This window comes from Streptomyces griseorubiginosus, assembly GCF_017614965.1.
Classification (GTDB): Bacteria; Actinomycetota; Actinomycetes; order Streptomycetales; family Streptomycetaceae; genus Streptomyces; species Streptomyces griseorubiginosus_B.
Map to the genome: position 1 here is coordinate 1 of NZ_WVUG01000235.1, position 14256 is coordinate 14256.

Annotated in this window: 12 protein-coding genes and 1 pseudogene; all 13 read left to right on the forward strand. The window is 71.5% G+C overall.

Features of this window, described 5'->3' with window-relative positions:
• Positions 1-497, forward strand: a pseudogene (locus GRC12_RS32125) (acetyl-CoA carboxylase biotin carboxyl carrier protein subunit); the annotation flags it as partial.
• A 338-nt stretch (positions 498-835) separates the two neighbouring features.
• Positions 836-2308: an FAD-dependent monooxygenase gene (locus tag GRC12_RS32130; protein ID WP_208783058.1), complete on the forward strand. Its 1473-nt coding sequence runs from the start codon at positions 836-838 to the stop codon at positions 2306-2308.
• A gap of 309 nt (positions 2309-2617) precedes the next feature.
• Positions 2618-2947 (forward strand): TcmI family type II polyketide cyclase, encoded by a 330-nt coding sequence (locus GRC12_RS32135; protein WP_208783059.1) that lies wholly within the window; start codon positions 2618-2620, stop codon positions 2945-2947.
• Entirely contained in the window at positions 2944-4215 is a 1272-nt protein-coding gene (locus GRC12_RS32140; RefSeq protein ID WP_208783060.1) for a beta-ketoacyl-[acyl-carrier-protein] synthase family protein, read from the forward strand. The genes GRC12_RS32135 and GRC12_RS32140 overlap by 4 nt, the downstream gene beginning before the upstream one ends.
• Positions 4212-5426 carry a ketosynthase chain-length factor gene (locus tag GRC12_RS32145; protein ID WP_208783061.1) on the forward strand — a complete coding sequence of 405 codons (1215 nt, stop codon included), beginning with the start codon at positions 4212-4214 and terminating at the stop codon, positions 5424-5426. Before GRC12_RS32140 ends, GRC12_RS32145 begins: the two co-directional genes overlap by 4 nt.
• Positions 5427-5520: 94 nt before the next feature.
• Complete coding sequence (locus tag GRC12_RS32150; protein WP_308286683.1) at positions 5521-5781, forward strand: acyl carrier protein; 261 nt, start codon at positions 5521-5523, stop codon at positions 5779-5781.
• 186 nt (positions 5782-5967) lie between these two features.
• On the forward strand, positions 5968-6753 hold the full coding sequence (gene fabG, locus GRC12_RS32155; protein ID WP_208783062.1) for a 3-oxoacyl-ACP reductase FabG: 786 nt from the start codon (positions 5968-5970) through the stop codon (positions 6751-6753).
• A gap of 22 nt (positions 6754-6775) precedes the next feature.
• Positions 6776-7711 (forward strand): aromatase/cyclase, encoded by a 936-nt coding sequence (locus tag GRC12_RS32160; protein WP_208783063.1) that lies wholly within the window; start codon positions 6776-6778, stop codon positions 7709-7711.
• A gap of 2 nt (positions 7712-7713) precedes the next feature.
• Positions 7714-10095 carry an SDR family oxidoreductase gene (locus GRC12_RS32165; RefSeq protein WP_208783064.1) on the forward strand — a complete coding sequence of 794 codons (2382 nt, stop codon included), beginning with the start codon at positions 7714-7716 and terminating at the stop codon, positions 10093-10095.
• An 85-nt stretch (positions 10096-10180) separates the two neighbouring features.
• Positions 10181-11734 (forward strand): MFS transporter, encoded by a 1554-nt coding sequence (locus tag GRC12_RS32170; RefSeq protein WP_208783065.1) that lies wholly within the window; start codon positions 10181-10183, stop codon positions 11732-11734.
• Between the two features lie 7 nt (positions 11735-11741).
• The gene (locus GRC12_RS32175) at positions 11742-13331 is read left to right on the forward strand and encodes an acyl-CoA carboxylase subunit beta (RefSeq protein WP_208783066.1); all 1590 of its coding nucleotides are present in this window, start codon (positions 11742-11744) and stop codon (positions 13329-13331) included.
• Positions 13332-13346: 15 nt separating this feature from the next.
• Positions 13347-13604 (forward strand): acyl-CoA carboxylase subunit epsilon, encoded by a 258-nt coding sequence (locus GRC12_RS32180; RefSeq protein WP_208783067.1) that lies wholly within the window; start codon positions 13347-13349, stop codon positions 13602-13604.
• A 402-nt stretch (positions 13605-14006) separates the two neighbouring features.
• On the forward strand, positions 14007-14198 hold the full coding sequence (locus tag GRC12_RS32185; protein WP_208783068.1) for a hypothetical protein: 192 nt from the start codon (positions 14007-14009) through the stop codon (positions 14196-14198).
• Positions 14199-14256 lie beyond the last annotated feature (58 nt).

A 14256-nucleotide genomic window follows, 5' to 3' on the forward strand; every position in this document is an offset into this window, starting at 1 on the left:
CGGCCTTCGCCCCGGAGCTGACCGGCTCCGAGGAGCCGTTCACGGTCCACACCCGCTGGATCGAGACCGAGTTCGTCAACGACATCAAGCCCTTCGCCGCCGCGGCGGATGCCGAGGCGGAGGAGGACGCCGGCCGGGAGACCGTCATGGTCGAAGTCGGGGGCAAGCGTCTGGAGGTGTCGCTGCCCGCCTCGCTGGGGATGTCGCCGGCCCGTGCCGGGCTGGCGGCCGGTGCCAAGCCCAAGCGGCGCGCGGCGAAGAAGTCCGGGGCCGTGGCCTCCGGCGACACCCTGGCCTCCCCGATGCAGGGCACGATCGTCAAGGTCGCCGTGGAGGAGGGCTAGGAAGTCAAGGAAGGCGACCTGGTCGTCGTCCTGGAGGCGATGAAGATGGAACAGCCCCTCAACGCCCACAAATCCGGCACCATCAAGGGCCTGTCCGCGGAGATCGGCGCGTCCCTCAGCTCCGGCGCCGCCATCTGCAAGATCAAGGACTGATCGGTCCGCACCACGGGATCGATTGCTTTGCATTTCCTTGCAGAGGTTTGTCGAAGATGCCGTTGACGCAATGCTGGGGCTTGCGGATGATGAAAAAGGGATATGCATTTACTGGTCGACCACCCGGAAAAAACTGTCGGTCGGCCCTACGGAAATACGCCCAATAATTGACTGCGGATTCCGTCGGTGTGACGGTGAACACCCGGCCCGACGGAGCGGGAGCGACAGAGAACGATCGCGGCACCGCGGGAAGAGAAATCAGCGGGAATTCGGTCGCGGTCGGAACCGGAGAACCGAGGACATTCCGAGGAACAGGACGCATGGCCAAGGAGAGGCACATGGATGCCGAAGTCATAGTCGTGGGTGCGGGACCGGCCGGCCTGATGCTGGCGGGCGAGCTGCGCCTGGCCGGTGTCGGCGTGACCGTACTGGAGCGTCTCGACCGGCGCACGGGGGAATCCCGCGGCCTTGGCTTCACCGCACGCACCATGGAGGTTTTCGACCAACGCGGGCTGCTGCCCCGGTTCGGGGAGATCGAGATCAGCAACCAGGGCCACTTCGGCGGCCTGCCCGTCGACTTCGGAGTGCTGGACGGCGCCCACCAGGCCGCAAAGACCATCCCGCAGTCGCAGACCGAGACGGTCCTCGAGGAGTGGGTGACCGAGCTCGGCGGTGACATCCGGCGCGGCCACGAGGTCATCGCGCTCAAGGACGAGGGCGACTCGGTGACGGTGGAGGCGCGCGGCCCGCACGGTGTCGAGCGGTTCACGGCCCCCTACCTGGTGGGGTGCGACGGTGGCCGCAGCACGGTGCGCAAGGCGGTGGGCTTCGACTTCCCGGGCACGGCCGCGACGATGGAAATGTTCCTGGCCGACGTCAGGGGCCTCGACCTGGAGCCCCGTATGATCGGCGAGACCCTGCCCGGCGGCATGATCATGGTCGGGCACCTGCCGGGCGGGATCACCCGGCTGATCGTCTGCGAACGCGGCACCCCGCCGCGGCGCCGCACCGCTCCGCCGGAGTTCGACGAAGTGGCCGCCGCCTGGAAGCGTCTGACCGGTGGTGACATCTCGCACGGTGAGCCGGTGTGGGTCAGTTCCTTCGGCGACGCCACCCGCCAGGTCACCGAGTACCGGCGCGGCAGGGTGCTGCTCGCCGGCGACGCCGCCCACATCCATTTGCCGGCCGGCGGGCAGGGCATGAACACCGGCATCCAGGACGCGGTCAACCTCGGCTGGAAACTGGCCGCAGTGGTGCAGGGCCGGGCACCGGAAGGCCTGCTGGACACCTACCACGACGAGCGTCACCAGGTCGGCAAGCGGCTGCTGATGAACACGCAGGCGCAGGGACTGCTCTTCCTCAGCGGCCCCGAGATGCAGCCGCTGCGCGACGTGATGACCGAGCTCATCCAGTACCGCGAGGTCAGCCGTCATCTGGCCGGCATGGTCAGCGGGCTGGAGATCCGCTACGACGTCGGCGGCGGGACGAACGCCCTGCTCGGCCGGCGGATGCCGCAGGTGGAGCTGGCCCGCCGCGACGGCACCCGGACCACCAGCACCGAGGCGCTGCACACCGGGCGCGGCGTGCTGCTGGACCTGGAGGACAACGCCGCCCTGCGCCGCCGGACGGCAGGCTGGCGGAACCGCGTCGACATCGTCACGGCGGCACCCCAGGGCGCCCTCGCTGCCGAACGGCTCGCCGGCAGCTCCGCCGTGCTGGTCCGCCCCGACGGATACGTGGCCTGGGCCGCACCGGGCAGCCACGGCGACCTGCCCATGGCCCTGGAACGCTGGTTCGGTCCGATCCGCTAGGCGCTCCGTGACAAGTGCCGCCCTGCGCCGCCGATCGGCCGCGGAACCGTCGTGACCGATCGCGCAGTTCCCCGCGCCCCTTCGCGGCACCGCCGCACCACCGCGGACGTCGCCCATGGCGCTCGCGGCCCATGTGCGGCACCCGAAACCACCGCACGGCTCGTCCCGGACCCAGGCGCCGCCGCCCGGTCGGCCGTGTCGTGCGGTCGGCGGCGTCGCGGCCGACGACGGCCCGCTCCCCGTTCACGTCCGGTCCCCCGACGACCGTGACGTACGAAGACCCCACTGGTCGTGAGGAGACAAACCGACATGCACAGCACGCTCATCGTGGCCCGGATGGACCCCGGGTCCAGCGACGACGTCGCACGCATCTTCCGCGCGTTCGACGAGACGGAGATGCCCCACCTGATGGGCACCCGCCGCCGTCAGCTGTTCTCGTACCGAGGGCTGTACTTCCACTTGCAGGACTTCGACTCGGACGACGGCGGCCACCGTATCGAGGAGGCCAAGCAGGACCCGCGTTTCATCCGGATCAGCGACGACCTCAAGCCGTTCATCGAGGCCTACGACCCGGCGACCTGGCGCTCACCCTCCGATGCGATGGCCACTCGCTTCTACAGCTGGGAGGCGTCGGTGTGACGGCACGTCGGGTGGTCATCACGGGCATCGGTGTCGTCGCGCCCGGCGGCATCGGCGTCAAGAACTTCTGGAACCTGCTCAGCTCGGGACGCACCGCGACCCGCCGCATCACCTTCTTCGACCCCTCACAGTTCCGCTCACGGGTGGCTGCCGAGATCGACTTCGACCCGGACGAACACGGCCTCAGCCCGCAGGAGACGCGGCGCATGGACCGCGCGGCCCAGCTCGCCGTCGTCGCCGCGCGGGAAGCGGTCGAGGACAGCGGCCTCGAATTCGACGAACTGGACCCGTACCGGGTGGGCGTCACCATCGGCAGCGCGGTGGGCGCCACCATGGGGCTGGACTGGGAGTACCGGGTGGTCAGCGACGCCGGACGACTCGAACTCGTCGACCACACCTATGCGGTGCCCCACCTGTACAACTACTTCGTCCCCAGCTCGTTCGCGGCCGAAGTGGCCTGGAGCGTGGGCGCCGAAGGGCCGAACGCGGTGGTCTCCACCGGCTGCACCTCCGGCCTGGACGCGGTCTGTCACGCGGTGGAACTGCTGCGGGAGGGCTCCGCCGACATCATGGTCGCCGGCGCCACGGACGCCCCGATCTCGCCCATCACGATGGCGTGCTTCGACGCCATCAAGGCAACGACCCCGCGCAACGACGACCCCGAGCACGCCTCGCGCCCCTTCGACGGGACCCGCAACGGCTTCGTGCTGGGAGAGGGTTCCGCCGTTTTCGTCCTGGAGGAACTCGAGAGCGCGAAGCGGCGCGGCGCCCACATCTACGCCGAGGTCGCGGGCTACGCCTCGCGGTGCAACGCCTTCCACATGACCGGTCTGCGCCCCGACGGCGCGGAGATGGCGGAGGCGATCCGGGTCGCCCTGGACGAGGCGCACGTCAACCCCGAGGAGATCGACTACATCAACGCACACGGCTCGGGCACCAAGCAGAACGACCGGCACGAGACGGCCGCGTTCAAACGGAGCCTGGGCGAACACGCCTACGCCGCACCCGTCAGCTCCATCAAGTCGATGGTCGGACACTCGCTGGGCGCGATCGGCTCGATCGAGATCGCGGCGTCGGCGCTGGCCATGGAGCACAACGTGGTGCCCCCCACCGCCAATCTGCACACCCCCGACCCCGAGTGCGACCTGGACTACGTGCCCTTGACCGCCCGCGAGCACCGCACCGACGCAGTGCTGACGGTCGGCAGCGGCTTCGGCGGATTCCAGACCGCCGTGGTTCTCACCCGTCCCGAGAGGAGGGCCGCATGACCGCCACCGCGGTGATCACCGGCCTGGGCGTCGCCGCACCCAACGGGCTGGGCGTCAAGGAGTACTGGACGGCCACGCTCAGGGGCGAGAGCGCTATCGCCCGGATCGAGCGGTTCGACCCGTCGCGCTACCCGGCGCGGCTCGCCGGTCAGGTGCGCGGCTTCGTCGCCGAGGATCACCTGCCGAGCCGGCTGCTGCCGCAGACCGACCGCATGACACGCCTCGCCCTCGTGGCCGCGGACTGGGCACTGGACGACGCCGGGGTGCGGCCCGACGAACTGCCCCCCTACGACATGGGCGTCGTCACAGCCAGCTCCAGCGGCGGCTTCGAGTTCGGCCAGAACGAACTGCGCAACCTGTGGAGCAAGGGCAGCCAGTACGTCAGCGCCTACCAGTCGTTCGCCTGGTTCTACGCCGTCAACAGCGGTCAGATCTCCATCCGCAACGGGATGAAGGGACCCAGCGGAGTGGTGGTCAGCGACCAGGCCGGTGGTCTGGACGCCGTCGCCCAGGCCCGTCGGCAGATCCGTCGGGGCACCCCGCTGATCGTCTCCGGCAGCATCGACGCCTCGATCTGCCCGTGGGGCTGGGTGGCCCAGCTGGCCGGTGGCCGGCTGAGCACCAGCGAGGATCCCGACCGCGCGTACCTGCCCTTCGACGCGAACGCATGCGGTCACGTCCCCGGCGAAGGCGGCGCCATCCTCGTCGTGGAGGACGCCGAGGCGGCGCGGCACCGCGGCGCCCGGCCCTACGGCGAGATCGCGGGATACGGCGCCACCTTCGATCCCCGGCCGGGCAGCGGACGCGAACGCGGGCTGCGCCGGGCGATCGAGCTGGCCCTGGCCGACGCCGGGGTCGAGGAACGGGACGTCGACGTGGTGTTCGCCGACGGCGCGGCCCTGCCGGAGGAGGACCGCGCGGAGGCCGAGGCGATCACGGCCGTCTTCGGCCGCGCAGGCGTGCCCGTCACCGCTCCGAAGACGATGACCGGCCGGTTGTACTCCGGAGCGGCACCCCTGGACCTGGCGACGGCCCTGCTGTCCATCGCCGACCGGCAGATCCCCCCGACCGTCAATGTCCGTCCCGTCACCGACTACGGCCTGGACCTCGTCACCGGCGCGCCGCGGCCCGCCGAGCTGCGCACCGTCCTGGTCCTGGCCCGCGGTCACGCCGGCTTCAACTCGGCCATGGTGGTCCGCTCCGTCGCCTGACGGACCGCGGCCGCCCGGCACTCCGGCCGCACCCCGCGACCGGTCCGCGTGAGGCGGAGCAATCCCTGAGAACAACGGAAATGGAGTAAGCACCGTGCAGTTCACCCTCGACGACCTGAAGCGCATCCTCCTGGAGAGCGCCGGAGCCGACGAGAGCGTCGACCTCGACGGCGACATCCTGGACCGACGCTGGGACGAACTGGGCTACGAGTCTCTCGCCCTGCTTGAGACGGGCAGCCGCATCGAGCGCGAGCACGGCATCTCGCTCGACGAGTCGGAGGTCGCCGACGCCCACACCCCGCGCGAACTGCTGGCGATCGTCAACACCCAGCTCGCCACCACCGCCGCCGCCTGATCCACAGTCCCCGTCCGGTGCCGGCGGCCTGGCACCCGCACCGCCGGTACCGGACGGCCCCCTGTCCCCGGCCGTTGCCCACCGCAGCAGCGCGCCTCCGGTTACGGGCACCGCTCGCCGGAGACCGGGGGCCGGCACGCACGGACCACAACATCCACCCCGCGCACGCACCCACCCGGAGGAAGCATGATCGAGCACAACCAGCGAGTCGCCGTCGTCACCGGAGCCACCAGCGGGATCGGCCTGGCCGTCGCCAAGGAGCTGGGCGCTCAGGGCCACCGCGTGTACATCGGCGCCCGTAACGCCGAGAACGTCAGCACGACCGTCAAGCAGCTGCGTGAGCAGGGCGTCACGGTCGACGGCAGCCCGGTGGACGTCCGCTCGGGAGCCGAGGTCCAGCGGTTCGTCCGGGCCGCCGTCGACGCCTTCGCCACCATCGACGTCCTGGTCAACAACGCGGGCCGGTCCGGCGGCGGCGTCACCGCCGACATCACCGACGAGCTGTGGGACGACGTGATCGACACCAACCTCAACAGCGTCTTCCGCATGACCCGCGAAGTCCTCAACACCGGCGGCATGCGGGACAAGAAGTGGGGACGCATCATCAACGTCGCGTCCACGGCGGGCAAGCAGGGCGTGGTGCTCGGCGCCCCGTACTCCGCGTCCAAGCACGGCGTGGTGGGCTTCACCAAGGCCCTCGGCAACGAGCTCGCCCCGACCGGCATCACCGTCAACGCCGTCTGCCCCGGCTACGTGGAAACCCCCATGGCCCAGCGCGTCCGCCAGGGGTACGCCGACGCCTACGACACCACCGAGGAGGCCATCCTCGAGAAGTTCCAGGCGAAGATCCCCCTCGGCCGCTACTCCACGCCGGAGGAGGTCGCCGGCCTTGTCGCGTACCTGGCCTCCGACACCGCCGCCTCCATCACCTCGCAGGCCCTCAACGTCTGCGGCGGCCTGGGCAACTTCTGAACCCACCGAGGAGACAACCGCTATGACGACCCGTCAGGTCGAGCACGAGATCACCGCCGAGGCCCCGGCCGCCACCGTCTACCGGCTGATCGCCGAGGTGGAGAACTGGCCCCGGATCTTCCCGCCCACCATCTACGTCGACCACGTCGAGCGCGGCGACAGCGAGGAGCGGATCCGCATCTGGGCCACCGCCAACGGCGAGGCCAAGAGCTGGACCTCGCGCCGCACACTGGACCCGGACAACCGGCGGATCACCTTCCGCCAGGAGGTCTCCGCCCCGCCGGTCGCCGCGATGGGCGGCACCTGGATCATCGAGCCGCTGTCGGACACCCGGTCCCGCATCCGGCTGCTGCACGACTACCGGGCCGTCGACGACGACCCCGACGGCTTGAAGTGGATCGACGAGGCCGTGGACCGCAACTCGCGTTCCGAGCTGGCGGCGCTGAAGACCAACGTCGAACTGGCCCACGCCGCCGCCGAGATCACGTTCTCCTTCGAGGACACCGTCCAGATCGACGGTTCCGCCAAGGACGTCTACGACTTCGTCAACGAGGCCGGCCTGTGGGCGGAACGCCTGCCCCACGTGGCCCGCGTCCGCCTCACCGAGGACACCCCGGGACTGCAGAGTCTGGAGATGGACACCCGCGCCAAGGACGGCTCGACCCACACCACGAAGTCCTACCGGGTGACCTTCCCGCACCACAGGATCGCCTACAAGCAGGTCACCCTGCCCGCGCTGATGACCCTGCACACCGGGGTGTGGACGTTCACGGAGAACGAACGGGGCGTCGCCGCGACCTCGCAGCACACCGTGGTCCTCAACACCGACAACATCACCAAGGTACTGGGGCCTGAGGCCACGGTCGCCGACGCCCGGGACTATGTGCACGGCGCGCTGAGCGCCAACAGCCGCGCCACCCTGAACCACGCCAAGGACCACGCCGAGAACAGGCGCTGATCATGACCGCGCACACGCTGGACACCGACGTCGTCGTCGTCGGCGCGGGGCCCGTCGGGCTGATGCTCGCCGGGGAATTGCGCACCGGCGGCGCCCGGGTGACCGTCCTGGAACGGCTGACGGCGCCCACCACCGAGTCCCGGGCCTCGACCCTGCACGCCCGCACCATGGAACTGCTGGACGCGCGGGGCCTGCTGGGCCGCATCGGGACCCTGCCGAACGATCCCCGGGGGCACTTCGGCGGGATCCCGCTGGACCTCACGCTGCCCGGACCGTATCCGGGTCAGTGGAAAATGCCCCAGACGCGCACCGAGGAGGTCCTCGCCCACTGGGCCGTCTCGATCGGCGCGGACCTCAGGCGCGGTCACGAGGTGACCGGCCTGGCGGAGCACGCAGACCACGTGGAGATCGAGGCCGTACGGTCCGACGGGCCGGTCCGGCTGTGTGCGCGGTACCTGGTGGGCTGCGACGGCGAACACAGCACCGTCCGCCGACTGGCCGGCATCGGCTTCCCCGGGCACGACGCCGTCCGTGAGCTGATCCGCGCCGACGTCGACGGCATCACCATCCCCGACCGGCGCTTCGAGCGGCTGGAGCACGGCCTGGCGATCGCCGCCCGCCGTGGTGACGGCGTGACCCGGGTGATGGTCCACGCCTACGGCCGCGCACCGCGACACCGCACCGGCCAACCGGACTTCGCCGAGGTCTGCGAGGTGTGGCGGCACGTCACCGGAGAGGACATCAGGGGCGGCACCCCCCTGTGGCTCAACGCCTTCGGTGACGCCTCCCGGCTGGCCGCCCGCTACCGCGCGGGGCGCGTCCTGCTGGCCGGCGACGCCGCCCACCAGCAGATGCCGGTCGGCGGCCAAGCCCTCAACCTGGGGCTGCAGGACGCCGTCAACCTCGGCTGGAAACTGGCCGCCGTCGTGCGGGGGCGGGCATCGCAGAGCCTGCTGGACACCTACCACGACGAGCGGCACGCCGTCGGCACCCGGGTGCTGGCCGGCATCGAGGCACAGACGGCCCTGCTGCTGGGCGGCCCCGAGGTCGAGGCCACGCGGTCCGTCCTCGCCGAACTCCTCGGCCACGAAAGGGTGCGACGGCACCTGGCCGGAACGATCTCAGGCCTGGACGTCCGCTACGACCTCGGCGCGGACGGCCACCCGCTGTCGGTCCCCGCCGGGGCACCGGGCACCCGCCTGGAGCCCACCGAAGTCGTCACCGACGGCGCAACCACGACGACCACCGCGCTGCTGCGCTCCGGCCGCGGGCTGCTGCTGGACCTCTCCGGCGACCCCGCCCGCCACGCGGCCCTGAGCCGGGAGTGCGGCCCGTGGCTGGACCGGGTGGACCTGGTGGCGGCCGCCACGGGGCCGGACGGCCTCCCGCATCACGCCGACGCGTTCCTGGTACGCCCCGACGGTCACGTCGCCTGGACGTCGTCCGCCGGCCCGGACAGCCCGGCCGAAGCGCTGCGCACCTGGTTCGGCCCGCCGGCCTCCGCGCCGCGGACGGCGGCTCCGGCCCGCCCGGGCACCCCGGGCAACCCGCGGCCGGCACAGCCCGGCGTCGCAGGGCACAGCAAGGAACGGCACCACGAACGAGAAGAAGGAGACACACCGATGGGCAGGCTCACGGGCAGGACGGCACTGGTCACCGGGGCGAGCCGGGGCATCGGCCGGGCGATCGCCACCCGGCTGGCCGCCGAGGGCGCCCTGGTCGCCGTGCACTACGCGACCAACCATGACGCGGCCGAGGAAGTCGTCGCGGCCATCGAGAAGGACGGCGGACGGGCCTTCGCCGTGCAGGCCGAACTCGGCGTGCCCGGCGACGTGCACGAGCTGTTCCTGGGACTGGAACAGGGGCTGAAGGAGCGCACCGGAGCGACCGATCTGAACATCCTCGTCAACAACGCGGGCCGGATGGGCGGCGTACCCGTCGACACGATGACCCCGGACGAGTTCGACCGGCTGTTCGCCGTCAACGCCAAGGCGCCGTTCTTCATCATCCAGCGTGCCCTGGCGAACCTCGTCTCCGGCGGCCGGATCATCAACATCTCCTCCGGGCTCACCCGCTTCGCCAACCCCGACGAGATCGCCTATGCGATGACCAAGGGCGCCGTGGAACAGCTCGCCCTGCACTTCGCGAAGGTGCTCGCTCCGCGCGGGATCACCATCAACAGCGTCGCGCCCGGCATCACCCGCAACGGCAACCCGCTCTTCGACGTGCCCGAGGCGGTCGAGCGGATGGCGCGGCTGTCCGCCTTCAACCGGGTCGGCGAACCGCAGGACGTCGCCGACGTGGTGGCCTTCCTCGCCTCGGACGACAGCCGCTGGGTGACCGGCGCCTTCCTCGACGCCACCGGTGGCACCCTGTTGGGCTGACCGCACCGCCCCTCCGGCGGCCACCGCGCGGCCGGAGGGGCGTGGCACCCACCCCGATCCGTGCACCAGACTTCGGAGCGGTTCGATGAGATCTTCGACGCGTGTACCAGCCGGTGCCCCGGACGAGGCACCGGATGCCTGGAGCGCCGGCCAGTGGGGCCTGCTGCTCGTCCTGGCCGGGAACATGCTGATCGACTCCCTCGAAGTGTCGACGGCGATGGTGGCGCTGCCGTCGATCGGCCGGGACCTGCACCTACCCCTGACGGCCCTTCAGGGCGTGGTCAGCGGATTCGCCCTGGGCTTCGGGGCGCTGCTGCTCTTCGGCACCCGGGTCGTACGCCTGCTCGGCAGGCGGCGGGTGTACCTGGCCGCTCTGCCGGTCTTCGCCGCGGCGACCGTGGCCGGCGGGCTGGCCGACGGGCCCACCCTGCTCCTGGCCACCCGGGTGGTCAAAGGTTTCTGCGCCGCCTTGACCGCGCCGACCGGGCTGACCATCATCACCACCGCCTTCCCCGAGGGCCGGGCCCGCGGGCGGGCCGTGTCGGTGTACGCGTTCGTCGGCGCCTGCGGGTTCACCGGCGGACTCCTCCTGTCCGGGGTGCTCAGCGAAGTCGGCTGGCGCTGGGCGTTCCTGTTTCCCGCACCGGTCGTGCTGGTCCTGTTCGCCCTCGGCCTGCGCCTGATCCCGTCGGACCCGCCCTCCGACGGAGGGCGCCGCCACTACGACACGACCGGCGCCGTCTCCCTGGCCGGAGCCCTGGCCGCCCTGGCGACCGGCATCGTGCAGCTACCCGGACGCGGCTGGAACAGCCCGGTCGTCATCGGTGCGTTCTCAGCTGCCGCCCTGCTCCTGGCCACCCTCGTCCTCGTCGAGCGCACCTGCGCGGACCCGCTGCTGCGCCCGGGCCTGCTGGCCCACGGGGGGCTCCTACGGTCCATGCTGGGCGCGGTCGCACTCAACGGCTCGTACCTCGGGCTGCTGCTCATCGCCACCCTCCAGCTGCAGACGACACAGGGCTGGCCGCCGCTGCGCACCGCGCTGGCCTTCCTGCCCGCGAGCCTGCCGCTGGCGGTGACGGCGCCGTTCTCCGGCCGTCTGATCGGGCGGTTCGGCAGCCGCCGGCTGATCGCCCTGGGCGCCCCGGCACCACTGCTCGGCCACCTCCTCTACCTGCGCGCGCTCACCCCGCACCCGGCCTACCTCACCGACGTCCTGCCCACCATGCTGCTGGTCGGCATCGGCTTCGCGCTGGGCTTCACCGCCCTGAACGTGCAGGCCGCCGCCGATGTGCCGGCCGCGGACCGGCCGGCGGCCACCGCCCACTACCAAACGGCGGTGCAGACCGCCGCAGTCCTGTCACCCGCGCTGGTCACCGCGCTGATGATCGCGCACCGCGCCCCCGTCGGCGTCCCAGCCGCCGAGGTGGCCGCGGGCTACCGGCCCGCGCTGTGGCTGGTCGTCGCCCTCGGCGCGCTGGGGCTGGCCGCGGCGGTCGTCCGGCCGGCGCACCGCCCGGCCCCGACCGCGCCGCCGGGCGGAGCATCCCCGCCCGGCCATGACCCGCAAGCCTCCCGTTCCGGCACTGCTCACCGCCCGCCCGCGCAGCCGCACCCGCCGGGCGAGAACCACAGGAGCTGAAACCCCCATGACCACACTCACACCCGCGCCCCTCGACGATGCCGCACTCCCCACCCACGAGGGACTGGCCGAACTCACGCGCATCAAAGAGGAAGTGCGACAAGGACCCGACCCGGCCGCCACCGAACGGCAGCACGCGAAGGGCAAGCTGACCGCGCGCGAGCGCATAGACCTGCTGCTCGACCCGGACTCCTTCCACGAGGTCGAACCGCTGCGACGGCACCGGGCCACCGGCTTCGGACTGGAGCACAAGCGGCCGTACACCGACGGTGTCGTCACCGGATGGGGCACGGTGCACGGCCGCACCGTGTTCGTCTACGCGCACGACTTCCGCATCTTCGGCGGCGCCCTGGGCGAGGCCCACGCCGCCAAGATCCACAAGATCATGGACATGGCCATCGCGGCCGGTGCCCCGCTGGTGTCGCTCAACGACGGTGCCGGCGCCCGCATCCAGGAGGGCGTCTCGGCCCTCGCCGGCTACGGGGGCATCTTCGAGCGCAACACCCGCGCCTCGGGCGTCATCCCGCAGATCAGTGTGATGCTCGGCCCCTGCGCGGGCGGCGCGGCCTACTCGCCGGCGCTGACGGACTTCGTCTTCATGGTCCGCACCACCTCGCAGATGTTCATCACGGGGCCGGACGTGGTGCAGGCCGTCACGGGAGAGCAGATCGGCCACGACGGACTCGGCGGCGCCGACGTGCACGGCGAGACCTCCGGCGTCGCCCACTTCGTCCACGACGACGAACGCGCGTGCCTGGAGGACGTCCGGTACCTGCTGTCGCTGCTGCCGGCCAACAACCGGGAACTGCCGCCTCAGGTCCCCTGCGACGATCCCGGTGACCGTGACGGACAGGCGCTCCTGGAGATCGTGCCCGCCGACCCGGGCCGCAGCTACGACGTGCGTGCCGTCATCGAGGAGATCGCCGACCACGGCGAGTACTTCGAGGTCCACTCCGGCTGGGCGCGCAACGTGGTGTGCGCGTTCGCGCGGCTGGGCGGCGAGACGGTGGGCGTCGTCGCCAACCAGCCCGCCGCCCTCGCGGGCGTCCTCGACATCCACGCCAGCGAGAAGGCGGCGAGGTTCGTCCAGTTCTGCGATGCCTTTAACATCCCGCTGGTCACCCTGGTCGACGTCCCCGGCTTCCTGCCCGGAGTGGACCAGGAGCACGGCGGGATCATCCGCCACGGCGCCAAACTCCTGTACGCCTACTGCAACGCCACCGTCCCCCGGATCTCGGTCGTGCTGCGCAAGGCGTACGGCGGTGCCTACATCGTCATGGACTCGCGTTCCATCGGCGCCGACCTCGCCCTGGCCTGGCCGGGCAACGAGATCGCGGTCATGGGAGCCGAAGGCGCGGCCAACGTCATCTTCCGGCGCGACATCCAGGCTGCCGACGACCCCGAGGAGGTCCGGCAGCAGAAGATCAAGGAATACCGCACGCAGCTCATGCACCCCTACTACGCCGCCGAGCGCGGCCTGGTGGACGACGTCGTGGATCCGCGCCACACCCGGCGGGTCCTGATCGACGCGCTGGCGATGCTGCGCGAGAAGCACGCCGAGCTTCCCTCCCGCAAGCACGGCAATCAGCCGCAGTGACTCACGGAGGCACCAATGCCTGACGTACGGGCGGGCAGCGCCCCTCTCATCCGCGTCACCACAGGCCACCCAAGCCCCGAAGAACTGGCCGCGCTCACCGTCGCCCTGTTCCTGCGCGCGGGCGCCCCGGCCGCCGAGGACGAGCAGGCACCCGGCCCCGTACACCGCCCGGCCACCTGGCGCCGGCTGGAGCGGGCGCTGACCCACCGGGGGGCCCGCAGCTGGCGCGACGAGCTGCGGCGAACCCGGCCGAGATCCCAGCTCAGGAGCTGAGACGGCGCCCGCCGCACCGGCCGTACCGGGCACCGAGCACAAGCCGCCGGCGAACGCACAGCCGCCGGACGTCGTCCTCGTGGCCACCCGCCACTGCCCGGGCCGGACAGGCCCAGGCACTCGTGGACCTACTCCACCACGCGCAGGAGTGGAAAAGGCACTTCCGCGGCTTCATCTCGGCCACCCCCCGCCTCGCCCCCGGCAAGCGGACCTTCGTCAACAACCGATACGGGGAGACCGTTCGGCCTACGACGCCTGATGGCCGCTCCCCGCACCACGGAGGGTCAAGGCCGGATCGCCCCCCTCCAGGCCACTCCGCCCCAATACCTGGTATGCACCGTGGCCTCGGAGGCTTTCACAGCCCCCTCCCAGACCACGGTCCGAAACAGTCCCGGAGATCCCGTGTCAGACCTGCTACTCCCCCAGGAAACCCGCTCCCAGCTCCCCGACACCCCGTGCGCCGGGACCGTGCGGCCGCCGGCCAGCGGGACGGTCCCCCTGCCAGCCGGTCAGGAGCCGCTCCCCCTACCGCTGCTGGCGGGAACCGAGGACACGGGCCCGGCCGAGTCGCACATCGTCCGCGGCATCGACTGATCCGCTCAGGGCCCCCACCCCTACCCACGAAGGACGGAAGACCGGAGCGCCATGACCC

Bases quoted from the DNA above. Each gene is read 5' to 3' on its own strand.
- GRC12_RS32130 (WP_208783058.1), top strand. From the start codon at position 836: ATGGATGCCGAAGTCATAGTCGTGGGTGCGGGACCGGCCGGCCTGATG.
- GRC12_RS32135 (WP_208783059.1), top strand. From the start codon at position 2,618: ATGCACAGCACGCTCATCGTGGCCCGGATGGACCCCGGGTCCAGCGAC.
- GRC12_RS32145 (WP_208783061.1), top strand. From the start codon at position 4,212: ATGACCGCCACCGCGGTGATCACCGGCCTGGGCGTCGCCGCACCCAAC.
- fabG (WP_208783062.1), top strand. From the start codon at position 5,968: ATGATCGAGCACAACCAGCGAGTCGCCGTCGTCACCGGAGCCACCAGC.
- GRC12_RS32160 (WP_208783063.1), top strand. From the start codon at position 6,776: ATGACGACCCGTCAGGTCGAGCACGAGATCACCGCCGAGGCCCCGGCC.
- GRC12_RS32165 (WP_208783064.1), top strand. From the start codon at position 7,714: ATGACCGCGCACACGCTGGACACCGACGTCGTCGTCGTCGGCGCGGGG.
- GRC12_RS32170 (WP_208783065.1), top strand. From the start codon at position 10,181: ATGAGATCTTCGACGCGTGTACCAGCCGGTGCCCCGGACGAGGCACCG.
- GRC12_RS32175 (WP_208783066.1), top strand. From the start codon at position 11,742: ATGACCACACTCACACCCGCGCCCCTCGACGATGCCGCACTCCCCACC.
- GRC12_RS32180 (WP_208783067.1), top strand. From the start codon at position 13,347: ATGCCTGACGTACGGGCGGGCAGCGCCCCTCTCATCCGCGTCACCACA.